This window comes from Mesorhizobium sp. P3_A2, assembly GCF_056403115.1.
Genome location: NZ_JBFUGC010000013.1, coordinates 87,712 through 110,313, shown reverse-complemented (window position 1 = coordinate 110,313; position 22,602 = coordinate 87,712). Strand labels below are relative to the sequence as shown.

The window sequence follows — 22,602 nt, the reverse complement described above, 5'->3', positions numbered from 1 at the left end:
TGATATGCTTTTGTTTCTATGCATGTCGTTGTCCCGGAACCGCTGCACGCTTCCGGGCGACATGCATTAGCCCCAGCTTTACAGGCGCCGCTGTCCCAAAAACGCCGCGCCTCGTAGCAGGCTGAAGCTGCATCGCTTATGCCTATCGCCATGCGGCAGAGCAAGATTTTGTTCAGCTAAACTCGGCCAGTTGTGCGCAATTGCCATCGCCGGGCCATAAAGACTTGAAATGCGTCGGCGCTGGGTTACACCCGTCGGGGCGATTTTTGTCGGAATGAAAGCATACGGGGCGATATGCCATCACCTTTGATCCGGCGCGGAATATGGGCGATCGGCGTTGTCGTGCTCGTCATCGCGCTGGTCGTCGCCGCTCTGCCGCTGATTGCCTCGACCCGGATCGTGCGCGACCGCATCGCCTGGGAGATGAGCGCATGGAGCGGTTTCAGGGTCACCATTGACGGTTCGCCACGTATCGAGGTGTGGCCGAACTTCCGCGCCATATTGAGCGACGTCACGCTGTCGCAGTGGACCGAGACCGACGCGCCGCCGGTGATCGAAGCCGAGCGGGTCGAGGTCGACCTTTCAGCCATGGCGGCACTGCAGGGCGATGTGGTGTTTTCGACGGCGCGGCTGGTGCGGCCGACGATCCGGGTTCAGCGCACCGCAAACGGCATGTTCCTGCCCGCCATGCCGACCGGAGGGCGCATCACGCGCTCCATAGACACCGCGCGCGGCGTGGTCAGCGCCGATCCGGCGAAGCCTGATCTGAGCAAGCTGCCGACCGATCCGTTCGGCACCGTGGAGTTCAGGGACGGCCGCATGGTCGCCTCCATCGGCGGCAAGGACGTCGAATTGCTGACCAGCCTCAGCGGCCAGGCAAACTGGGCGGCGATGAACAGCAATGCGACCTTGTCGGCGACCGGCATCTGGCGCGGCGAAAGCGTCACCGTCGATGCGTCCTCGCCCAAGCCACTGGTGTTGTTTGCCGGCGGTGCTGCGCCAATCACCTTTTCGTTCAAGGCGGCCCCGGCCACCTTCTCGTTCGACGGCACGGCCGGCATGTCGCAAAACGCCTATTTCGACGGCCAGGTGAAATTCGCCGCACCGTCGCTGCGGCGCGTGCTGGAATGGTCGCAGGCCGGAATTGCACCGGGCGCCGCAATCGGGTCGGTGTCGATTTCGAGCAAGATCACGGCGACGGCCGGCCGCATCAAATTCGAAAACACCGCGGTCGCGCTCGACAACAACCCGGGAATGGGGGCGCTGGACTTCTCGTTCGGCGACGCCTTGCCGGTGATTTCCGGCACGCTCGCCTTCGACACGCTCGATCTCAGGTCGCTGTTCTCCGCCTTCACGCCGCTGGCGCCCACCGGCGAAACCGGCCCTGGGGAAATCGACACCAGCTTTGCCGACCGCGTCAATCTGGATCTGAGGCTATCGGCGGCGCATGCCTCGGCCGGCGCAATCCAGCTTGCCGACGTCGCCGCCACCGCACAGGTCAAGAACGGGCTTGCCGTCTTCGACATTTCCGATGCGTCGGCCTTTGGCGGCAACGTTCAGAGCAGCCTGCGCTTCGACCGCAAGCCGGAGGGTTCGCAGGTCGAGATCCGGCTGCTCGCCTCCGACATTGACGGCGCCGCTTTCGGCACGGCTGCCGGCATGACGCGATTGGTACCGGCCAGCACCGGCACGGTCTCGGTTATCCTCAAAGGGCCGGGGAAATCGTGGGACTCGATCTTCGAGAACGCTGACGGCTCGGTCTCGGCGACGTTCGGGCCAGGCGCACTGAGCGGGCTCAATTTGCCGGCGTTTCTGAAGCACACCGAACAGGGCGGCTTCTTCGCGCTCGACGATGTCTCGGACGGGACGCTGCCGATGGACGGCGCCGAGCTCAAAGCCACCATCTCGAAGGGCGTGGCGCGGCTGGACAAGGCCGAGGCCAATTCGGCGAAATACAAGATCTGGCTGTCCGGCATCGCGTCCTATGGCGGACGCGGGCTGGCGCTGTCGGGCGGTATCACCCAGGCCGATCCGGCGACAGCGCCCGCCAATGGCCAGCAGGGGCCTAACCAGTCGTCCTTTTTCGTCGGCGGCACCTGGAGCACACCGTTCATTTCACCGATCAGCCGCGGCATTTCAGGCGAATAGGCAGCAGCCCCTCCCCGGGAGCTGCCGTGCTCTGTTTGTTTGACGCAATTCCGAACGGAATTGCTCGGGATCAACCGCGCTGCGCGGCTTGCTCGTCGAGCTGACGCTGCACCTCACGCCGTTTGTTGGCGACCGAGGCGATGACAACGCCTACCGCCACGACGGCGATCAGGATGGTGCAGGCGGCGTTGATCTCCGGCGTCACGCCGAGACGCACCTGGCTGTAGATCTTCATCGGCAGCGTGGTGGCGCCGGGGCCAGAGGTGAAACTGGCGATCACCAGATCGTCGAGCGAGAGCGTAAAGGCCAGCATCCAGCCGGAGACGATGGCCGGCATGATGACCGGCAGCGTGATCTGGAAGAAGGTCTTTACCGGCGTTGCGCCGAGATCCATCGCGGCCTCCTCCAGCGACCGGTCGAACGAGACCAGGCGCGACTGCACGACAACGGCCACGAAGCACATGGTCAGCGTAATGTGGGCAAGCGTGACGGTGAAGAAACCGCGGTCGAGACCGACGGCGACGAACAACAACAGCAGCGACAGGCCAGTGATGACTTCCGGCATGACCAGCGGCGCAAACACCATGCCGGAAAACAGGATGCGGCCCCGGAAGCGGGTGTAGCGGGTCAAGGTCAGGGCCGCCAGCGTGCCGAGCACGGTCGCCACCGTGGCGGAGATGACACCGACGCGCGCCGTCACCCAAGTGGCGTCCATCAGCCCCTGATTGTGGAACAGCGAGACATACCATTTGGTCGAGAAGCCGCCCCAGACGGTGACCAGTTTCGACTCGTTGAAGGAGAAGACGACGAGCAGCACGATCGGCAGGTAAAGGAAGGCAAAGCCCAGCACGACCGAGGTGACGTTGAAGCGGCTCCAGGTGGCGTTCATTTGTCCTGCTCCTGGGCGCGTGCCTGGGCCTGCTGGAACAGCATGATCGGCACGATCAAGAGCAGCAGCAGGATGACGGCGACGGCCGACGACACCGGCCAGTCACGGTTGGCGAAAAACTCGTTCCACAATGTCTTGCCGATCATCAGCGTCTGCGAGCCGCCGAGCAGGTCGGGAATGACGAACTCGCCAACGGCCGGGATGAACACCAGCAGGCAACCGGCGATGACGCCAGGCAGTGACAGCGGGAAGGTGATCTTCCAGAAGGCGGCGGTCGGCGGACAGCCGAGGTCCTTAGCCGCCTCGATCAGCGAATAATCCATCTTTTCCAGCGACGAATAGAGCGGCAGCACCATGAATGGCAGGTAGGAATAGACGATGCCGATGAAGATCGCCGTGTAGGTGTTGAGGATGATCAGCGGCTGATTGATGACGTGCAGCGACAGCAGCAGCTGGTTGAGCAACCCTTCGGGCTTGAGGATGCCGATCCAGGCGTAGACGCGGATCAGGAACGAAGTCCAGAACGGCAGGATCACCAGCATCAGCAAGGTCGGGCGGATGGTCGCCGGCGCGCGCGCCATCCCGTAGGCGATGGGGAAGCCGACGAGCAAGGTCAGGATCGTCGAGACTGCAGCGATAATGACGCTGGTGACATAGGCTTTGAAGTAAAGCGCGTCCTGCGTCAGCCAGACATAATTGTCGAAGTTGAGATCGCGGAAGCCGGCGAAGAAACCGGAAATGCCGTCCGTGAAGTCGAGCACCGGCGTGTAGGGCGGCATTGCGATTGCCGACTGCGACAGCGAAATCTTGAAGACGATGATGAACGGGATGAAGAAGAAGAACAGCAGCCAGAGATAGGGGACTATGATGACGAGCCGGCTGACAAAGCCGGCGCCGAGCCGTGTCAGCAATGGTTTGGCCGCTGTCGATGGGCCGGCGTCGGTGATGGCGATGTTGGACATGGCCGCCCCCTATCGTGTCAGCACGACGCCGGCGTCCGGCCGGAAGGAAACCCAGGCGCGGTCATTCCAGGTCAGCGGATCCTCGGTGACGCGCGCCGCGTTGAGCGCGCTTGCCCTGATGATCTGCCCATCATCCAGCCTGATGTGGTAAACGGTCATGTCGCCGAGATAGGCGACGTCGTAGACTTCGCCCTCCAGCGCATTGACGGCGTCCGCCGGCTTCTTCGACGTTACCTTGATCTTCTCCGGCCTGATGGCGAAGACGATGTCGGAACCGGCCTTTGAATCGGTGCTGTTTTCGACGACGATCTGGGCCCCTGTCGTTCCGGTGATGCGTGTCGTATTTGCCGCCCGCTCGGCCACCTTGCCTTCGAACATGTTCACATTGCCGACGAAGTGGGCGACGAAGCGCGAGCTGGGCGCCTCATAGACTTCCGCCGGCGTCGCCACTTGCACGACCTCGCCCTTGTCCATGATGGCGATGCGATCGGCCATGGTCATCGCCTCTTCCTGGTCGTGGGTGACGACGACGAAGGTCAGGCCGAGCTCCTGCTGCAGGTCCATCAGCTCGAACTGCGTTTCCTCGCGCAGCTTCTTGTCCAGCGCACCAAGCGGTTCATCGAGCAGCAGCACTTTTGGCCGCTTGGCAACCGAGCGGGCAAGCGCGACGCGCTGGCGCTGGCCGCCGGAGAGCTGGTGCGGCTTACGCTTGGCGAACTGCTCGAGCTTGACCAGCTTCAGCATCTCGGCGACGCGCTTTTCGATATCCGGCGCCGGCATGCCTTCCTGCTTGAGGCCGAAGGCAATGTTCTTTTCCACGCTCATGTGCGGGAACAGCGCATAGGACTGGAACATCATGTTGACCGGGCGGCGATAGGGCGGGATGCCGCGCAGGTCCTGGCCGTCGAGGAGGATGCGGCCGGCGGTCGGCTCCTCGAAGCCGGCGAGCATCCGCAGCAGCGTCGACTTTCCGCAGCCCGACGCGCCGAGCAGGGCGAAGAACTCGCGCTCGAAAATGGTCAGCGACAGATTGTTGACGGCGGTGAAGTCGCCGAACTTCTTGGTGACGTTCTCGAATTGAATGTATGGCTTGGCGCTCGGGTCGTTCCATGGCGCGAAATCCCTGCGGATGCTGCCAAGCGATTTCATGTCCCACTCCGTCCTGTTTTTTTGCTTCTTGCCCCAGAAGAATGGCCCCGGCAGGTGACTGCCGGGGCCATGTCGCATTGCTTACTGGCCGGTGACGATCTTGGTCCAGCTGCGCGTGATCAGGCGCTGCGTCTTGGGATCGTAAGGCTGGACCGTATAGAGTTTCTTCAAGGTCTCGGCATCCGGATAGACCGCCGGATCATCCAGCAGCGCCTTGTCGACGAACTGCTGCGACGCCTTGTTGCCGTTGGCGTACAACACATAGTTGGACGACTTGGCGATCACTTCCGGCTTCATCATGTAGTTGAGGAATTCGAGCGCCTCGGCGACATGCGGCGCATCAGCAGGGATCGCCATCTGGTCGAACCACATCTGCGCGCCTTCCTTGGGCACGGAATAGCCGATCTCGACGCCTTGCTTGGCCTCCACGGCCCGGTTGCGCGCCTGGAAGACGTCACCCGACCAGCCGACCGCCAGGCAGATATCGCCATTGGCGAGCGCGTTGATGTATTCCGACGAGTGGAATTTGCGGATGTACGGCCGCACCTTCAGCAAGGTTTCCTCGGCCTTGGCGATGTCGTCGGGCGAGGTGCTGTTGGGGTCGAGGCCGAGATATTTCAGTGCCGCCGGGATGATGTCGGCCGGCGAGTCCAGCACATAGACGCCGCAGTCCTTTAGCTTGGTCAGGCTGTCGGGATTGAAGAACACATCCCAGCTGTCGATCTTGTCGGTGCCGAGTGCTGCCTGCACCTTCTTGATGTTGTAGCCGATGCCGACGGTGCCCCACATGTAGTTGACCGAGTATTCATTGCCGGGATCGTATTTGGCGGTCCGTTCCAGAACGGTGTCCCACATGTTGGAGATGTTCGGCAGCTTCGACTTGTCGAGCTTCTGGAACACACCGGCCTGAATCTGACGCGCCAGGAAATTGCCGCTGGGCACGACGACGTCGTAGCCGCTGCCGCCGGCAAGCAGCTTGGTTTCGAGGATCTCGTTGGAATCGAAGGTGTCATAGACCACCTTGATGCCGGTCTCCTTGGTGAAGTCCTCGATGATCGAGCTGTCGATATAATCCGACCAGTTGAAGACATTGACGACGCGGTCCTCGGCATGGCCACCGACGGTAAAAAGCGTCAGAAATGCCGAGGTTGCCGAAAGCCAGAGCGCTTTGCGGATCATGCTGTTCTCCTTTGATGAGTGTTCCTTCGCCAATTCGTCGCTGTTCCAGCGCGATTGGGCATTTGCTTCAGAGTATTGAGCTTTCCGGGCAGCCACAAGCGCGAACTGCCGGCGCCAAGCGGGCGGTTCGACGAGCGGTAGTTGATGGCTCTGTGTGCCCGCCAGGCGGGTACGCTGACGCCGTCAGAGGCTTTCGCCGTGGCGCGGGCAGGGATGCGACGCTGTGATCCGGTCCTGGTCCGACCGGCGGGGACACTTGGCAAGATACGCCTGTCTTGTTGTTGCCGTGTCTCCAGCCTGCCCGTGCGGTAGCAACATTGTCAATGGCCCATCTCGCGCTTTGGGCGCGCGGCGTCGTCAATTGGGCACAGGCAGGTCAATTGGGGGAAGGCAGGCCGGTGACGCCGGGCCGCTCCGGCCGCGCCTGGCGCTTGAATTCGAGCCCGATATGGACGAGCAGCGCTGCAACCACAACGGCGCCGCCGATGATGGTGCGCGCCGAGGGCACCTCGCCATGGACGAGCCAGACCCAGATCGGCCCGAGGATCGGCTCGAAAGTGCCGAGCAATGCCGCGATTGCCGCCGGAACGAGGCGGGCGCCGGTGGCGAAGAAGGCAAGGCCAAGGCCGAGATTGACAACGCCGAAGGCAAACAGGAAAGCCATGTCGTGAGTGGAGACGGCGAATTGCGTGGCTTGCGACGCGGCGAACGCCGCTGCCAGCATCGTGCCAAGGCAGGTCGCCGGCGTCATGCGCACATGGGCGAAGCGACGGGTGATGACGGTGGCGATGGAGAACATGACCGCGATCAACAGCGCCAGCCCATCGCCGATCGGCGATACGGCGCCGTCGAGCGATTCCGACACCATGATGGCGACGCCGGCGATGACGGCGGCGATCGCCACCCAGGTCGCGACGGCGACGCGTTCGCGAAACAGCACCCAGGCAAGCAAAGCCGCCAGCAGCGGCACACCGGCCTGCATCAACAGGATATTGGCGACGGTGGTGTAGGCGAGGGCGACAACGAAGCACGTCGAGGCGGTGGCGAAGCACACGGCCACGGCAAGGCCGGGCAGACCCATGTCGCGAAACAGCCGCGGCACGCCGCGCCAGCCGTCGCGCCAGGCCATGAAGCAAATCAGGAATGCAGCCGCCCACAGCGAGCGCCAGAACACCACCGTCCAGCTGTCGGCGGTGTCGATAAAGCGGGCAATGGTGCCGCCAAAGCTCCACATCAGCGCCGACAGGAACACCAGCAGGAAGCCGATGCGCTCCTCGCGCGGCGACACGGTCGGCGAAGCAGTTATCGGCATTGATGCGGTGTCGGTCATGGGCTGCGACTGTCGGCTATCTCGGAATGGCATGATGCACAATGGACGACAGGAACGTGCCGCATTCGCCTAGCGCAACCGCGACGGCCGGACGTGATCCAGCCCGGCATTCCCGTTGGCGCACCGCCTGCCAGCCGGCGGCATTCAGTCAAAAACGTCGATGGCGCCTACGACGTGGTTTTGTTGCCGCGGATGAAGCGCCAGAGACCGGCCAGCGGAACCAACAGGAGAATGCCGAACTTCTTCAGCGCGATCAGCGCGACCGCAATGAGCCCTGCCTTGGCCGCCAGTTTGCCGGCGATGAGGCCGCCAATGCCGACCGCAGCCACGGTGTCGGTGCCGGGCAGGAAGTCGGTGTATTTCTTGCCGGTGTTGAAGTCCGCAACGCCGAGCACTTCATCCAGGCTCTGCTTGATCTCCGGCAATTGTTCCACCGTGGCGATGTAGCTCATCACGAAGACGCCTTCCCGGCCGAGGAAACGGACATCGTAATTGAGCGTGTGGACGGTATCGTCGCCGAACTGCAGCTCCTTTGCCCAGTGCAGCCGCTTGTGGACGAAATCATAGACAGGGGGCGAAGCCCAGCCGATCAGCTTGATCGGCTGGTAGCCGTCCTTCACCCGCTGATCGTTGGCCGACAAAGTATCCGCCTGCATGCTGCTCAGCAATTCGGCGTAGTCGATGGCGGCGGCGTCTCCGTCATCGACATGTCCAATCTTTTCATAGCGCAGCTCGATGCCCCAACCGTTGCCGGCGATCGGCTCATACTTGGCCGGGAAAATCATGCCGATCGCTTCAGAGGCGGTATCAGGCGGGTTGCCCCAGGCCTCGGTCAGAACGGATGTCGCATCCTTCTTGTCCAGGAAATAGAACTTGTCCTTGAGATCGAGATGGATGCCTTCCGGAAGGTCGACCGCGCCGGTCTTCGGATCGATCTTGTCCAGGAATGCCTTGCCGTCGTCGCTATACTGTTGATAGCCCTTGAAGAATTCAGAGGACTTTTCCGCCAGAGCAGGCCCTGCCGAAAAGGCAAGCGCCACGCCAAGCCACAAAGCTTTCCTGTCCATAAGCCATCCCCCTTGGCTGCCCTCACCTTTCGATACCGCAGCGCCGATGCTTAATCAATATTTCGATCGCCTCGGCTGGGACAGATCTATATTTCTCGTCGCTAATGTGCAGGCGCCTCTCCGAGGCCGACAAACCTCGACAAGCATCACTGAAAGTCGAAGGCGCTCAAGCCCGTCACCATCTCGTCGAGGCCGAGCGGCCGGGTTACCGGCGGCTCGGCGCGGGCAAGACAGCCTATGCGTTCGCACAGCCGGCAAGCCGGGCCGATCGCCGTGGCGGCGCCCTGTCCGGTCTTTGCCGACGCCGGCAGACCAGCGCCATAGACGATCTCGTCGCGAAAGCCGATGTCGCAGCCCAACAGCAGCGCGGTACGGCGCGGTCGCTCGGAGAACGAGCCTTGCGGCCCCTCGAGCGTGCGGGCGACGCAAAGGAACTCGGCGCCGTCAGGCATCTCCACCGCCTCGACCAGAATCTGGCCGGGCAGTGCGAAGGCGGCATGGACAGGCAATTTCGGGCAGCCGCCGCCAAAGCGGCTCTGCGGAAAGCCCTGGCCGCCCGCCTTGCGGAAGCGGTTTCCCGCATTGTCGACCTCGAGCATGAAGAACGGCACGCCGGAGGCACCCGGACGCTGCAGCGTGGTCAGACGGTTGGCCGCCTGCTCGAAGGAAACGCCGAAGCGCGAGCGCAGCACATCGATGTCATAGCGGGCGCGGACGGCGGCGGTATGAAAGCCCTGGTACGGCATCATCAAGGCATGGGCGGCGTAGCGGCCGAGCTCAAAGCGAGCGAGCCGGCGGGCTTCATCGGTGCCGAGCTTCAGCGCCTGGATTTCGCCGGCGACCGCGACCGTCATGCGGATCAGGCAGGCTTCCATGGCGACTTCACGCAACTGGTCGAAAGGCGACAGCCGCTCCGACAGAAAAAGACGCTGCGAATGGCGGTCATAGCGTCGGCGCCAGTTCGGCATGGTGGCGACCGGCAACACCTTGACGACGATGCCGTATTCGCGCTTCAGCCAGGCCTTTAGCGCGCCGAACAGATCATCGGCCGGATCGAGCACCGAGGTGAAGGCCTCGGCCTCTTCCTCGAGTGCTGCAAAATGGTTAGGCCGGCGTTCGAAAATCTCGTGCACCTCGTCGATCGGCAGCCTGGCGCCGGAAAGTGCTGTTGCCCTGCCCTCCCGCGCCAGCAGCTCGTTGAGGTCGGACAGCCGCTCGGCCTGCTCGCGATAGGCGCGAAACAGCTTTATCATCGCGGCCGACGCGTTGGGCGCAGCCTCGGCGAGCTCGATCAGCTCCTGGTCACCCGGCAGTTCGCCGGCCAGCAGCGGATCGCCGAACACCTCCTTCAACGCCGAGATCGACCCCCTCGCCTCGCCCTGCAGCTCATGCGGGTCGACCTTGTAGACCGAGGCCAGTTTCAGGATCAGCTGCACCGTCAGTGGCCGCTGGTTGCGCTCGATAAGGTTGAGATAGGAGGGCGAGATGCCGAGGCCTTCGGCCATCGCCGTCTGGGTCAGGCCCTTGGCGAGGCGGATGCGGCGGATGCGCGGTCCGGTGAAGATCTTCTGGTCGGCCATCGGCTGTCCTTGACAGGAATTTTACACCGCTTGCGCGAGATGTAGGCACATCAGTTTTTACAATCGTGACAAATTTACAGCGCTGGCCAGTCAAACACAACACAGGTTTTCTCTTATTTTCTGCGAGATATGGCGGTTTTCGTAGGCTCTCTTCGCGCCGCAATGTAAATGATGTCACACAGCTGCGGCGCACAATCTCCGATGGCGCGGCGTGCAGACACTGGCATCGATTGATCTGGAGCGAAAAATGACCGATTTTTACAACCTTGTCCCATCCGCGCCCGAAGGCCGCTTCGACGGCATCGAACGGCCCTACTCGCCGGAGGATGTGAAGCGGCTGCGCGGCTCGGTCCAGATCCGCCAGAGCCTTGCCGAAATGGGCGCCAACCGGCTGTGGAAGCTCATCCACGAGGAAGACTTCGTCAACGCGCTCGGCGCCATGTCGGGCAACCAGGCGATGCAGCAGGTGCGCGCCGGGCTGAAAGCAATCTATCTCTCGGGCTGGCAGGTCGCCGCCGACGCCAACACCGCATCGGCCATGTATCCGGACCAGTCGCTTTACCCCGCCAATGCGGCGCCGGAACTGGTCAAGCGCATCAACCGCACGCTGCAGCGCGCCGACCAGATCGAGACCTCGGAGGGCAACGGCCTGTCGGTCGACACCTGGTTCGCGCCGATCGTCGCCGATGCGGAAGCCGGGTTCGGCGGACCGCTCAACGCCTTCGAGATCATGAAGGCGTTCATCGAGGCGGGCGCTGCCGGCGTCCACTATGAGGATCAGCTGGCCTCGGAAAAGAAGTGCGGCCATCTCGGCGGCAAGGTGCTGATCCCGACCGCGGCGCATATCCGCAACCTCAATGCGGCGCGCCTGGCGGCCGACGTGATGGGCACGCCGACGCTGGTCGTGGCGCGCACCGACGCCGAGGCAGCCAAGCTTTTGACGTCCGACATCGACGAGCGCGACCGGCCCTTCGTCGACTACGATGCCGGCCGCACGGTCGAAGGCTTCTACCAGGTCCGGAACGGCATCGAACCGTGCATCGCGCGCGCCATTGCCTATGCGCCGCATGCCGACCTGATCTGGTGCGAGACCTCGAAGCCCGATCTGGCGCAGGCCAAGAAGTTCGCCGAGGGCGTGCGCAGGCATCACCCTGGCAAGCTGCTCGCCTATAATTGCTCGCCGTCGTTCAACTGGAAGAAGAACCTCGACGACGCGACCATCGCCAAGTTCCAGCGCGAACTCGGCGCCATGGGCTACAAGTTCCAGTTCATCACGCTGGCCGGTTTCCACCAGCTCAATTTCGGCATGTTCGAACTGGCCCGCGGCTACAAGGCGCGGCAGATGGCGGCCTATTCCGAGCTGCAGGAAGCCGAGTTCGCGGCCGAAGTCCACGGCTACACCGCGACCAAGCACCAGCGCGAGGTCGGCACCGGCTATTTCGATGCGGTGTCGATGGCGATCAGCGGCGGCCAGTCATCGACCACCGCCATGCATGAATCGACCGAGCATGCCCAGTTCAAGCCGGCAGCGGAATAACAGCAAACAACCAGAGGAAACGCCCAACAGGGCAAGGGACACAGGAGAAGAAAAATGGCATCGATAAGCCGCGTCAAGGAACGTGCAGAAGAGCAGTCCACCACCATGAGCGTCGACCAGCAGGCGACCATCCGCATGCTGGCCAACGACCTGCACAGGCTCAATCAATCAGTGATGAAGGCAGTCGAGGCGGGCGTCTCGGTGGAACTGGTGCGCTCGGCCCGGCACCATGGCGGCGACGGCAATTGGGGTGACCTGCTGATCCCGGTGATCGTCACGCAGCAGAGTCACGGATGATCTTCCCTTACGGAAGCTTTGTGCTTGCGGAATCTTCTGACACGGTCATGCACTGGCTGATTTCAACGTCACCCGCGTGTTTTCAGCGCGGGTGACTTTCGCTTTTGAGCACGAACTTAACTACAGTTTGAAAACAGACCTTGGTTCCCCGGTTTAATATTTCTGGCTATATTTCCCGGCTGCGCCATTTCAGCTTGACATGGCGCGCGATCTCGCGCCAATTGGCTCTCGTATTTCAACCCTGCATTGAAGCAGCGCCGAGTGCCCGCACCGCCCATGTGCCCTGTGAATCGCGAGACCGACACCGCCAAACATCTGAAGTCGACAAGCAGGGATGCGAACTCCAAGATATCAACGGATTTCTCCCACGTGCTGGTCGTCGGAAAATCGCCGATCAACCGGGTGGTGGTGTCGAAGATCGTCGAGAAGTCCGGGCTAAAGCCGATCTCCGAGTCACTCGAAATGGCGACCAAGACACTGCGCACCCTCATTCCGGGCGCAGTCGTTCTCGATGGCGGCGCCGACAACAAGGATTGCGACGCGCTGATGTCGGCCATCGATGCCTTGCGGCGAGCGTCGGGCCGGTCGCTTCCCTCGGTGATCCTGCTTTCAACCAAGACCGGCACGCCCGAAAGCCTCGGCCTGTCCAGCGTGGTCGATGTGGTGGTGACCAAGCCGATCACCACCGAAAGGCTGCAGCCGGTGATCGACCGGCTGATCGGTCTCGGGCGCGGCTGATTGCACGCCGCGCCTCACTGTCTGAAACGAGGTAAGGCGGTCAACCTTTCCTGTCGATGCTTTCGATCAAAGCCGGCAGTTCACCAAGATCGGCAATCGAGCGGAAGCGGGGAGCTTCGACCGGCGGCTCGACGTGCTCCAGCACCCAGGTCAGTTCGTGCGGCACGTGGACGCCCCAGCTGCCGGCCTCGATGGCCGGCACAACGTCGGACTTCAGCGAATTGCCGACCATCATGCTGTTCTGCGGGCTGCCGCCATGGCGACTGAATATCCGGGCATAGGTGGCGGCGCTCTTGTCGCTGACGATCTCGACGGCGTCGAACAGGTCGCCAAGGCCGGAGGCCGCCAGCTTGCGCTCCTGGTCGAACAGATCGCCTTTGGTGATCAGCACCAGATGATGGGCGCCGGCGAGCCTTTCCACGGTCTCGCGCGCATGCGGCAGCGCCTCGACAGGGTGGCCGAGCATGTCGCGGCCGGCGGCAAGGATTTCGGCGATGGTCGCGGCCGGCACACGGCCCTCGGTCACCTCGATCGCCGTCTCGATCATTGAGAGGGTGAACCCCTTGATACCGAAGCCGTAAACGGCAAGGTTGCGCTTTTCGGCTTCGAGCAGCCGCGCCGAGATGTGCTCGACCTCGCCATGATCGGCGAGCAATGCCGCAAAGCGCGTTTCGGTCATGCGGAAGAACTGCTCGTTCTGCCACAGCGTGTCGTCGGCATCGAAGCCGATGGTTGTCAGATGTTTGCGAGGCTGCATGGTCGACTGCCCGTTTGCGTGAATGTCGTGGTGTAGACGTTGTCGCCGGGCGCTGCTAGCTAAGGCAAGGGTTATGGGTTGGGCAATATGACGGAACCGAGCGTCTGGAAGGATAGGCTGGAGCGGATTCTGGGATCCTTGCAAGGTCATAATCCGACCGAGCTCATCAATGCCATCCGAGATCTCGGCATCGCCATGGGACACGATGCCGGCGAAGGATTGCTTGACGCCCACCCGGAACTCTTCTCGTACCGACCGGCGCTTACCGCCGCATTCGGCAAGATGGTGCAGGCGCAGGACACCGCCGAGATCAGGCAGATGCTGGATCAGGATCTGGATGGTCCGGCATCGTTCGGACGGATCGCGGCAGGGAAAAACAAGCATAGGCGTGCTGTCATCAAAGGATGCCTATAACCGCCTCGACGAAGTCTTCGATCATGTCGATTTCGATAATTGCCGCCGCGCTGTCATGGTCGGCTGCGGCGGGCGACCATTCACCATGTTCCGTATTCACGATCAGACAACGGTCCCTGAGATCATCGGCCTCGACATCGTTCCCGAAGCCGTCGAAACGGCAAACAGGCTCGCGGCCAAGCTCGGCTATATGCGCATGCGGGCCGAGCTTTGCGACGGGTGCGATTATGATTACGGCGGCGCTCAGGTTGTCTATGTCGCGAGCATGGTTTCGCCCAAGGCAGCCGTCGTGTCTCGTATCGCCGATACCGCGCCCGACACTGTGCAGATCGTTTTGTGGGAGCCTGTTTCGCTAGGCAGGCTTTGGGCTGAAAATGCGGAACGCACACTTGACCCGCGGCTTGAGGTCACCGGCCGCACGAGCATTTCGCGAAACATGACGAGAGACGTGTTCGTCGCCCGACGAGGCGGTTCATCTTCGACCCGGCAGCTGGGCTGATCGTGCCGGCTCTTGGAACGAGCGATCGAGTGATCCTCGCCCTGGCGCGGGCATGGTGTCTGGTGCGCCATCCCATGATTTGCAAACGCACATTCGACCATAGCGGCGTGTTGCCGGATCCGGCGAGACCCGCTTCCTATGCGGACAAGTTCTTGTGGCGAAAGCTTTTCGACCACAATCCGTTTTTCACGACGGCTTGCGACAAGCTCGCTTCGAAAACCTACGCTTTGTCCACCTGTCCAGAACTCAGGACTGCCGGGGTCCTATGGTCTGGGGCCGACGCCACAAAGATTCCGGCAGAGCTGTTTGCCGGCAATGTCGTGGTGAAAGCCAATCACGGCTGCCGCTGGAACATGATGATCCGCAATGGCGTTGTGGACAGAGCCAAGCTGCGCCGGCGTACCGCTCGCTGGATGCGCAGCCGCTATGGCAGGAAATTCGGCGAATGGGGCTACAGGGACGCCACCAGGCGCATCCTTGTGGAAGAGATGCTGATCGAGAACGGTGAGCCGATCCGCCTGGAATACAAGTTCCACGTGTCTAGCGGGACGACCGCCTATGTCTATGCCGCACGACGGGACGAGCAAGGCAACGAACAAAAATGTCATTTCGACCGTGACGGTAACTATGCACCGCCCCCGCCGGGAAGCGGCCCCCAATGGGTGAAGATTGACCTGCCTGCATCCTTCCCGCGCATGCTTGAAATCGCGGAGAAAGTGACTGCGCCGTTCGATCACATGCGTTGCGATTTCTACGACCTCAACGGCGTCGTCTTCTTTTCGGAATTCTCCGTCTGTCCGCTGTCCGGCAAAGGCATCATCAACACCCGGCTCCGAGATTTGTGCAGCGACAGTTGGGATTTGCGCCAATCCTGGTTTCTGACCGCACCGCAGACCGGATGGCGCAGGCTCTATGCCGGCGCTTTGCATCGATGGCTGGATACGAACGCGCTGCCCGGCAAACCCTTCTAGCCGAAGTCCATCCCGTTGCTGGCACAACCTATCGGGTGGCCTCCCCTTCCCTTCCATCACCCGCCCCGGCTATACTCCAAAATCCGCAACCCAATCTGGTGAATGATGCCGCCTGCAAAAAAGGAAGTCCGTCCGTCGAGCCGCGGAGGACGCGTCCGCACGCCTGCCTTCGTGAAAAACCAACGCGGCGTGAAGAACTGGAAGGAAGTCAGCGCCTGGCTGGAATGGCGCGGCATCGAAGACATAGAATGCATCACACCCGACCAGGCCGGCGTCGCCCGCGGCAAGATGATGCCGTCGAAGAAATTCACCTCCAACACTTCGCTGGCGCTGCCTTCGGCGGTGTTCATGACGACGATTTCGGGCGGCTATCCCGAGGATGGCAACGGTTTCCACTATCCGGAAGACGATGGCGATCTGAAGCTGATGCCGGATCTGTCGACCCTGACCGTGGTGCCGTGGGAAGAAGACCCGACGGCCGCCGTCATCTGCGATCTCGTCCACCAGGACGGCCGCTCGGTGGAGTTCACGCCGCGCAACGTGCTGAAGCGCGTGCTGGCTGCCTATGACAAGCGTGGGCTGAAGCCGGTGGTGGCGCCCGAGATCGAATTCTACCTGGTGCGCAAGAACCCCGATCCGGACTATCCGCTGACGCCGCCGGTCGGGCGTTCGGGACGGGCGATCGGCGGCGGCGCCGGCTATTCGATCGCCGGCGTCAACGAGTTCGACGAACTGATCGACGACATCTACCATTTCTCCGAAAGCCAGGGCCTGGAGATCGACACGCTGATCCACGAGGAGGGCGCCGGCCAGCTCGAGATCAATCTGCGCCACGGCGACCCGATCGAGCTTGCCGACCAGGTGTTCATGTTCAAGCGCACCATCCGCGAGGCGGCGCTCAAGCACGAAATCTATGCCACCTTCATGGCGAAACCCATCCAGGGGCAGCCTGGCTCGGCCATGCACATCCACCAGTCGATCATCGACAAGAAGACCGGACAGAACATCTTTTCGGCCGAAGACGGCTCGGAAACCGACGACTTCTTCCACTTCATCGGCGGCATGCAGAAGCACGTGCCGAACGCGCTGGTGATGTTCGCGCCCTACGTCAATTCCTACCGCCGGCTGACGCAGTCGGCCTCGGCGCCGGTCAACAACAAATGGGGTTATGACAACCGCACCACGGCGTTCCGGGTGCCGCGCTCGGACCCGGCGGCGCGACGTGTCGAAAACCGCATCCCGTCTTCCGACGCCAATCCCTATCTGGCGCTGGCGGCGTCGCTCGCCTGCGGGCTGATCGGCATGACCAACAAGGTCAAGGCCGAGCCACCGGTGCTCACCACCGCCAACGCAGACGAGATCGACCTGCCACGCGGCTTGCTCGAGGCCGTCGACCTGTTCGAAGGCGACGAGGAACTCTGCGCCCTTTTGGGCAAGTCCTTCGCCGCAACCTATGCGGCGATCAAGCGGGCGGAGTTCGAGACCTTCATGGAAGTGATCAGCCCGTGGGAGCGTGAGTATTTGTTGCTGAATGTTTAGGGGAATAGGGGAGTAAGGCAGTAGGGCAGTAGGGCGAGGATGGCAGCCAAGATTGAATCGTACCGGGATTTGATTGTCTGGCAGCAGGCTATGGATTTGGCGGTTTCAATCTACGAAACAACCAGAGTCTGGCCAAAGGATGAGCGCTACGGGCTGACAGCTCAGATACGCCGTGCGGCGACCTCCGTTCCCGCCAACATTGCCGAGGGCTACGGTCGAGAGAGCCGGGCTTCCTATCAGCAATTTCTCAGAATTGCCCAAGGCTCCCTCAAGGAATTGGAGACGCATCTTTTGATTGCGCAACGTGTCGGGATCGCCTCGCACGAAGCTGTCAACGCTTTGATGACCACCAGCGAGAGCGTCGGAACGCTCTTGCGACTTCTGATCCGCAAATTGTCTCCGGAATAGCCCCACCCTACTGCCCTACTGCCCTACTGCCCTACTGCCCTACTGCCCTACTGCCCTACTGCCCTACTGCCCTACTGCCCTACTGCCCTACTGCCCTACTGCCCTACTGCCCTAGCGAGCATCATGCCTTACCAATCCCCCATTTCTCCCGGCCGCTCCTGGTATGAGGATACAGCTGGGCCACGGCCCGAGTACCCTCCGCTAGACGGTGATCGCCAATGCGACGTCGTCATTGTCGGCGGTGGGTTTACCGGCCTTTCTGCCGCAGCACATCTGGCCAAAGCCGGGACCGATGTCGTCTTGATCGAGGCGTATCGCTTCGGCGACGGCGCCTCCGGGCGCAATGGCGGCCAGCTCGGCACCGGCCAGCGCGCCTGGGCCGAGGAGATGGAGGCCGAATACAGCTTCTCCCGCGCCAAGGCGCTGTTCGATCTTGCCGAAGAGGCGAAAGCGCATCTGCTCGAATTCGCCGCCGTCAACCAGATCGACATCGAATATATGCCCGGTCAGTTGTCGGTGGCGCACAAGCAGCGCTATGTCGACGACTACAAGGCGCATGCCGAGATCATGGCGGGCCGCTTCAACTATCCGCACATCGCCTTCATGGATGCCAGGGAAACGGCCGAACGACTGGGCTCCACACGCTACTTCGGCGGCACCCGCGACACCGGCACAGGACACATCCACCCGATGAAACTGGTGATCGGCACGGCAAAGGTGGCGGCTGCTGCCGGCGCCCACCTGTTCGAGCAGACGCCATCGACCGGCATAACGTCCAGTGGCGGCAAGGTCAGGGTTACGACGCCGAGAGGCACCATCACCGCGCAGAAATGCCTGATCGGCGTCAACGCCTATGGCGGCACCCTCGAGCCGGTGAGTGCCGCGCACATCATGCCGATCGGGTCGTTCATCGGTGCCACCGTGCCGCTCGGAGCGGACTCGAAAGTCCTGCCGGGCGGCGAGGCAGTCGACGATTCGCGTTTCGTCGTGCGCTATTTCCGCAAATCCAGGGATGGAAGGCTGCTGTTCGGCGGGCGCGAGGTCTACGGTGTCAACGATCCGAAGGATATCCATATCCATATCCGCCGGCAGATCGCGGAACTCTATCCGGACCTCCGGGATGTCGAGATCACCCATGGCTGGGGCGGCTATGTCGGCATCACCGTGCCGAGAAAGCCGTTCGTGCGCGAGGTGATGCCCAATGTGATCTCGGCCGGCGGCTATTCCGGCCATGGCGTCATGCTGTCGAACTTCTTCGGCAAACTCTATGCCGAGACCGTCGCCGGCAACCGCGACCGGCTGAAGCTGATCGAGGACCTGAAAATCCCGGCCTTCCCCGGCGGCCGAAGCTTTCGCACGCCGCTGCTGTTCCTGGCGCTCAACTGGTTTGCGCTGCGCGATCGAATCTAGAGCAACAAGCGATTCCGTCTGTAATATTCGTTGCTTGAGCGACACATTGCAGAATCCTCAACAAGGGTGCAGAATCCACGGTTGGGGCGCACTGATGCCACAATCGCGGGTAAAAGGTGCCGGTTCTGGGTGATTGAACGGGGACTTTTGCGGGCCTGCCCGCTTGTTTTTGGGACCGATGCCGATCGAATGCCGGCCTTCCGGCGCTGATCGAAAGAACATCGGCCGCATGTTGGAGGTGGCAAACGTGAACGAGCCCTTCAGTTTCGGTGCGCCGGAACGACGGCGCTTTGCCATGCAGTTCGGTTACGACATGCGGCCCTCCTTCTGGCAGGGGGTGCGCACGAATTCGCATCTGGTGATCGCCGCGGTCGGCACCGCAGCGCTGCTTGGCGTGGCGGGTATCGCGCTTTGGCTGGCGTTGCCGGCCAACGACCGGCAAGCGAGCGCCAGCACACAGCCTCTTTCGCAGCAGAGCGTTCCAACCATCCCGGTCAAGACAACCAAGATCCCCCCGGTCACCCCTGCGGCGACAGTTGCCGCGGTAGCGGCGCCGCAGGCCGCACGTAAGGGCGATGCGGTTTCGCCGATGGTGGCTGCTGGGGCGGCCGCGATACCGGCGCTGGCGGCCAACGATCCGCGCTGGACTGCGCCGCAATCGAACAGCGACGCTGAAGCCACGCCGTCCGATCGGGCCGCGACTGAGCAGACAGCCGCCAAACCGGCCGACGCGGCAGCTTACGAGGAGCCGTCGGCACAGAGTGATGCCACGACGCAGCTGTCCAAGGTTGCTGCACCAGACGCCACTGCGAAGGACGGTCACACCGACGGCGCGGAAACCGCCGCTATCCCGACACCGAAACCGCAACTGCCGGATGCGCAATCTTCCGCGGCAGGGGATGATGCCCAGGCCAAGGCCCAGCCACAGAACGTGGCTGCTGCCGATGCCACCGGACGCATACTCAGGACAGTGACAATGCGCACCGGTCCGAAGAAGAATGCCGCCGCCATGGGAACCGTGCCCGCCAAGTCATCGGTGCAGGTGGTGAGCTGCAAGAAATGGTGCCAGATCGTCTACAACGGCAAGCGCGGCTGGATTTACAAGAGCTACATCAAGACCGGGGCGTGAGCCTTCTCGTGTTCATCGGCCGATAAGCCGCAGGAAGCGCCGCCGCCGTCTCGCATGCTTCGCTTGCCTGAGATGATCGCGGTGTTGCTCAAACGGCACCTCGAACAGACCGCATGTTTCACAGCCTTCGCGTTTGCCGCATATCGGGATCCAGCATTTGACGTCATGCTTCCAGGTGAGCGCAATTCGTTCGAGATGAAGATTGGATGAGCTTTTCACCAGAATCAGTTCGCCGGCCACGGCTGTCTGCTTGATGTAGTCGGAAACCTCTTTGGGTGTGCGCATTTCGACAAACCGGTCAGTGTCGCGATCGGCCTGCGGGGCACCCGAGCGATGTGCATTGTCACCGACATAGATGACCTGGTCGGCGACCTCGCGTGCTGTTTTGTAGGCGTAGCGATATTTTCGGGTTGAGCCGGCATAGTCAGAAATCTGGCCAAGAATGACGCGTTTTCGGCCGGCAGTGGCCTTGGCCATCATGTCGAGGGCAAGGTGAACCGAATGCCAAGGCGACTTGGCGGCATCGACCAGGAATTGCGGGCCGCCATCGGTGACGAGCACCTCGCATCGATTGACCAGCGGCTGGAATGTCGCGACCATCGCCGCCACCTTTTCCGCGGGCACGCCGAGTTCGAGCGCGGCGGCAACGGCAGCTGCCGCCGGCAACCAGAAATGTTCGGCCGGGAATCGCGTTTGGAGTTCCAGCATGCCACCCCGCCAATGGATCGTGAGCGTCAGCCGGTTGGGATAGGCGGCATGGACATCGCTTACCCGATAGTCCGCCCCGGCTGATTGGCCGAAGGTGACGAAACGGCGCCCGGAGGCCATGCCGACGACGTGTGGGTCATCGGCGTTGAGGACAGCAAGGCCGCTCGGCTGCAAGGCATCGACCAAGGCGCGTTTTTCCTGGGCGACGCTCTCCAAGGTTCTGAACGATTTTACATGTTCGAGGCGCACCATGGTGACGATGGCGACATGCGGCTGCAGCATTTCGGCCATTGGCCTGATCGAATCAGGGCCGAAAGTGCCGAGCTCGAAAACGACGTATTCCACCTCGCCTGCCGTCTGCAGACGCCTGGACAGCGTGTTTACCATCGACTCCATCGTGTTAGCGAGAGAGCGCGCGTAGACTGTGCCATGACTGGCGAGAATATGTCCGAGCAAACTTGTCGTCGTCGACTTGCCGGAACTGCCGGTAACGCCAATGAAAATTGCCTTGTTTTTCGCACGCTCCCGCACGGCCTGAGTGCGCCGAGATCGACGTCTAAGGTCGTCTCGAATTTTCCGCAGCCTGATCCATAGAGGATTCATCGCTTGAAGAGCCGCTTGAAACGCCGATGACGACGCTCCAGTTTGCGTTGCCTCACAAAGGCCCGATGTTGTTCAAAGGGCACTTCATAGAGGCCACACTGCTGGCATCCCTCGGTTTTACCGCATACCGGAACCCAGCATTTCACATCATGGGCCCAGGCAAGCGGGATGCGTTCCAAGTGAAGATTGGAAGAACTCTTCAGCAGGATCAACTCGCCAGGCTCTGCCGTTTTCCTGATGTAATCCGAGACCTCTTTCGGCGTGCGCAGTTCAATAAAGCGGTCGTTGTCGAGGTCGGCTTGGCTGGCCTTCGAGCGATGCGCATGCTCGCCAACATAGATCACCTGGTTCGCGATCTCGCGCGCGCTTTTATAAGCGCGGGCATATTTTGTGTTTGAATCGCTAAAGTCCGACAGCTGGCCAAGCACGATCCGCTTTTTGCCAAGGGTTGATTTCGCCACCATATCCAAAGCAAGGGGCAGCGAATGCCAAGGCGCCTTGACAGAGTCGACAATGAAGTGCGGCCCACCCTCAGGGATGATCACCTCGCACCGGTTTTCCCGCGGCTGAAACGTCTCGATCCTGTCCTTGACCGTTTGCGGAGGTACCCCAAGTTCAAGGGCCGTAGCTGCAGCGGCGGCGGCCGGCAGCCAGAAATGCTCCCCTGGGAATGGGGTTTTAAGGTCGAGCACACCGCCGCGCCAGTGCAATCTGAAGCCAAGCATGCGGGGATACGCGGCACTGATCTCGGCAACGCGATAGTCAGCAGCTTCCGACTCTCCGAATGTGACGAAGCGCTGCGCCTGGCCGGATGCCATGGCCAGCACATTGGGATCATCGGCATTGAGCACGGCAAGACCGCCCGGTTCCAGCATATCGACGAGCGCGCGTTTTTCATGAGCGACATTCTCGAGGGTTCTGAAACTGGAGACATGTTCAAGCCGGACCATGGTGACGACAGCTACATGCGGCCGCAACATCTGTGCCAACGGCTTGACGGAATTGACCCCTGACGCTGACACCTCAACCACGACGTAGTTTACGCCACCGATCCGGCGCGAAAGCATCCTCGCCAGCATGTCCAGCGAATGGAAAAGGAGTTCAACATGGACAGAGCCGTGGCTGGCCAATATGTGCCCCAGCAGCGCCGTTACGGTCGATTTTCCCGAGCTGCCGGTTATACCGATGAACGTCGCGTGGCTTTTTGAGCGCGCGCGCCTTGCCCTATAAGCCCGGAGGCGTTGCCCAAGGCTTTTGCGAATTTTCCGCAGTTTCGCATTCATGGCGC

The 22,602-nt window shown here is 61.9% G+C and carries 21 protein-coding genes; 11 read left to right on the top strand and 10 right to left on the bottom strand.

Annotated elements, in window-relative coordinates:
• The first annotated feature begins 294 nt into the window (after positions 1-294).
• Positions 295-2,148 carry an AsmA family protein gene (locus AC1DXM_RS26050; protein WP_477237548.1) on the top strand — a complete coding sequence of 618 codons (1,854 nt, stop codon included), beginning with the start codon at positions 295-297 and terminating at the stop codon, positions 2,146-2,148.
• Between the two features lie 70 nt (positions 2,149-2,218).
• On the opposite strand, the gene AC1DXM_RS26045 is transcribed toward AC1DXM_RS26050, so the two are convergent.
• From AC1DXM_RS26045 to AC1DXM_RS26015, 7 genes are all read right to left on the bottom strand, one after another.
• Positions 2,219-3,037, bottom strand: a complete 819-nt coding sequence (locus AC1DXM_RS26045; RefSeq protein ID WP_352591005.1) for an ABC transporter permease — start codon at positions 3,035-3,037, stop codon at positions 2,219-2,221.
• Positions 3,034-3,999 carry an ABC transporter permease subunit gene (locus AC1DXM_RS26040; protein ID WP_112561964.1) on the bottom strand — a complete coding sequence of 322 codons (966 nt, stop codon included), beginning with the start codon at positions 3,997-3,999 and terminating at the stop codon, positions 3,034-3,036. Before AC1DXM_RS26040 ends, AC1DXM_RS26045 begins: the two co-directional genes overlap by 4 nt.
• A gap of 9 nt (positions 4,000-4,008) precedes the next feature.
• Complete coding sequence (locus AC1DXM_RS26035) at positions 4,009-5,148, bottom strand: ABC transporter ATP-binding protein (RefSeq protein ID WP_477237545.1); 1,140 nt, start codon at positions 5,146-5,148, stop codon at positions 4,009-4,011.
• Positions 5,149-5,229: 81 nt separating this feature from the next.
• The gene (locus AC1DXM_RS26030) at positions 5,230-6,327 is read right to left on the bottom strand and encodes a polyamine ABC transporter substrate-binding protein (protein WP_477237543.1); all 1,098 of its coding nucleotides are present in this window, start codon (positions 6,325-6,327) and stop codon (positions 5,230-5,232) included.
• Positions 6,328-6,703: 376 nt separating this feature from the next.
• Positions 6,704-7,657: a DMT family transporter gene (locus tag AC1DXM_RS26025; RefSeq protein ID WP_477237541.1), complete on the bottom strand. Its 954-nt coding sequence runs from the start codon at positions 7,655-7,657 to the stop codon at positions 6,704-6,706.
• Positions 7,658-7,824: 167 nt separating this feature from the next.
• Positions 7,825-8,724: a DUF2167 domain-containing protein gene (locus AC1DXM_RS26020; RefSeq protein ID WP_477237539.1), complete on the bottom strand. Its 900-nt coding sequence runs from the start codon at positions 8,722-8,724 to the stop codon at positions 7,825-7,827.
• Between the two features lie 146 nt (positions 8,725-8,870).
• Complete coding sequence (locus tag AC1DXM_RS26015) at positions 8,871-10,304, bottom strand: helix-turn-helix domain-containing protein (protein WP_477237537.1); 1,434 nt, start codon at positions 10,302-10,304, stop codon at positions 8,871-8,873.
• Between the two features lie 247 nt (positions 10,305-10,551).
• On the opposite strand from AC1DXM_RS26015, the gene aceA reads away from it, so the two are divergent.
• From aceA to AC1DXM_RS26000, 3 genes are all read left to right on the top strand, one after another.
• Positions 10,552-11,841, top strand: a complete 1,290-nt coding sequence (gene aceA, locus AC1DXM_RS26010; protein ID WP_477237535.1) for an isocitrate lyase — start codon at positions 10,552-10,554, stop codon at positions 11,839-11,841.
• Between the two features lie 54 nt (positions 11,842-11,895).
• Complete coding sequence (locus AC1DXM_RS26005) at positions 11,896-12,138, top strand: SMc00767 family acetate metabolism repressor (protein ID WP_006202762.1); 243 nt, start codon at positions 11,896-11,898, stop codon at positions 12,136-12,138.
• A 276-nt stretch (positions 12,139-12,414) separates the two neighbouring features.
• Positions 12,415-12,876, top strand: a complete 462-nt coding sequence (locus AC1DXM_RS26000; RefSeq protein ID WP_477237533.1) for a response regulator — start codon at positions 12,415-12,417, stop codon at positions 12,874-12,876.
• 40 nt (positions 12,877-12,916) lie between these two features.
• Here AC1DXM_RS26000 and AC1DXM_RS25995 read toward each other — a convergent pair whose 3' ends face one another.
• Positions 12,917-13,633 carry an HAD family hydrolase gene (locus tag AC1DXM_RS25995; RefSeq protein ID WP_477237532.1) on the bottom strand — a complete coding sequence of 239 codons (717 nt, stop codon included), beginning with the start codon at positions 13,631-13,633 and terminating at the stop codon, positions 12,917-12,919.
• A gap of 87 nt (positions 13,634-13,720) precedes the next feature.
• Between AC1DXM_RS25995 and AC1DXM_RS25990 the strand changes: the two genes are divergently transcribed.
• From AC1DXM_RS25990 to AC1DXM_RS25960, 7 genes are all read left to right on the top strand, one after another.
• Complete coding sequence (locus AC1DXM_RS25990) at positions 13,721-14,047, top strand: hypothetical protein (RefSeq protein ID WP_477237531.1); 327 nt, start codon at positions 13,721-13,723, stop codon at positions 14,045-14,047.
• The gene (locus AC1DXM_RS25985) at positions 14,022-14,546 is read left to right on the top strand and encodes a hypothetical protein (RefSeq protein ID WP_477237530.1); all 525 of its coding nucleotides are present in this window, start codon (positions 14,022-14,024) and stop codon (positions 14,544-14,546) included. The genes AC1DXM_RS25990 and AC1DXM_RS25985 overlap by 26 nt, the downstream gene beginning before the upstream one ends.
• A 29-nt stretch (positions 14,547-14,575) precedes the next feature.
• Complete coding sequence (locus AC1DXM_RS25980; protein WP_477237529.1) at positions 14,576-15,517, top strand: ATP-grasp fold amidoligase family protein; 942 nt, start codon at positions 14,576-14,578, stop codon at positions 15,515-15,517.
• Positions 15,518-15,619: 102 nt separating this feature from the next.
• The gene (locus tag AC1DXM_RS25975; protein WP_477237528.1) at positions 15,620-17,056 is read left to right on the top strand and encodes a glutamine synthetase family protein; all 1,437 of its coding nucleotides are present in this window, start codon (positions 15,620-15,622) and stop codon (positions 17,054-17,056) included.
• Positions 17,057-17,095: 39 nt separating this feature from the next.
• Positions 17,096-17,464, top strand: a complete 369-nt coding sequence (locus tag AC1DXM_RS25970) for a four helix bundle protein (RefSeq protein WP_477237527.1) — start codon at positions 17,096-17,098, stop codon at positions 17,462-17,464.
• Between the two features lie 123 nt (positions 17,465-17,587).
• On the top strand, positions 17,588-18,874 hold the full coding sequence (locus tag AC1DXM_RS25965; RefSeq protein WP_477237526.1) for an NAD(P)/FAD-dependent oxidoreductase: 1,287 nt from the start codon (positions 17,588-17,590) through the stop codon (positions 18,872-18,874).
• 247 nt (positions 18,875-19,121) lie between these two features.
• Positions 19,122-20,003: an SH3 domain-containing protein gene (locus tag AC1DXM_RS25960; protein ID WP_477237524.1), complete on the top strand. Its 882-nt coding sequence runs from the start codon at positions 19,122-19,124 to the stop codon at positions 20,001-20,003.
• Positions 20,004-20,015: 12 nt separating this feature from the next.
• Here AC1DXM_RS25960 and AC1DXM_RS25955 read toward each other — a convergent pair whose 3' ends face one another.
• Positions 20,016-21,314 carry a Mur ligase family protein gene (locus AC1DXM_RS25955; protein ID WP_477237522.1) on the bottom strand — a complete coding sequence of 433 codons (1,299 nt, stop codon included), beginning with the start codon at positions 21,312-21,314 and terminating at the stop codon, positions 20,016-20,018.
• Positions 21,311-22,597, bottom strand: coding sequence for a Mur ligase family protein (locus tag AC1DXM_RS25950; protein ID WP_477237520.1), 1,287 nt, complete (start codon positions 22,595-22,597; stop codon positions 21,311-21,313). The genes AC1DXM_RS25955 and AC1DXM_RS25950 overlap by 4 nt, the downstream gene beginning before the upstream one ends.
• Between the last annotated feature and the right edge of the window lie 5 nt (positions 22,598-22,602).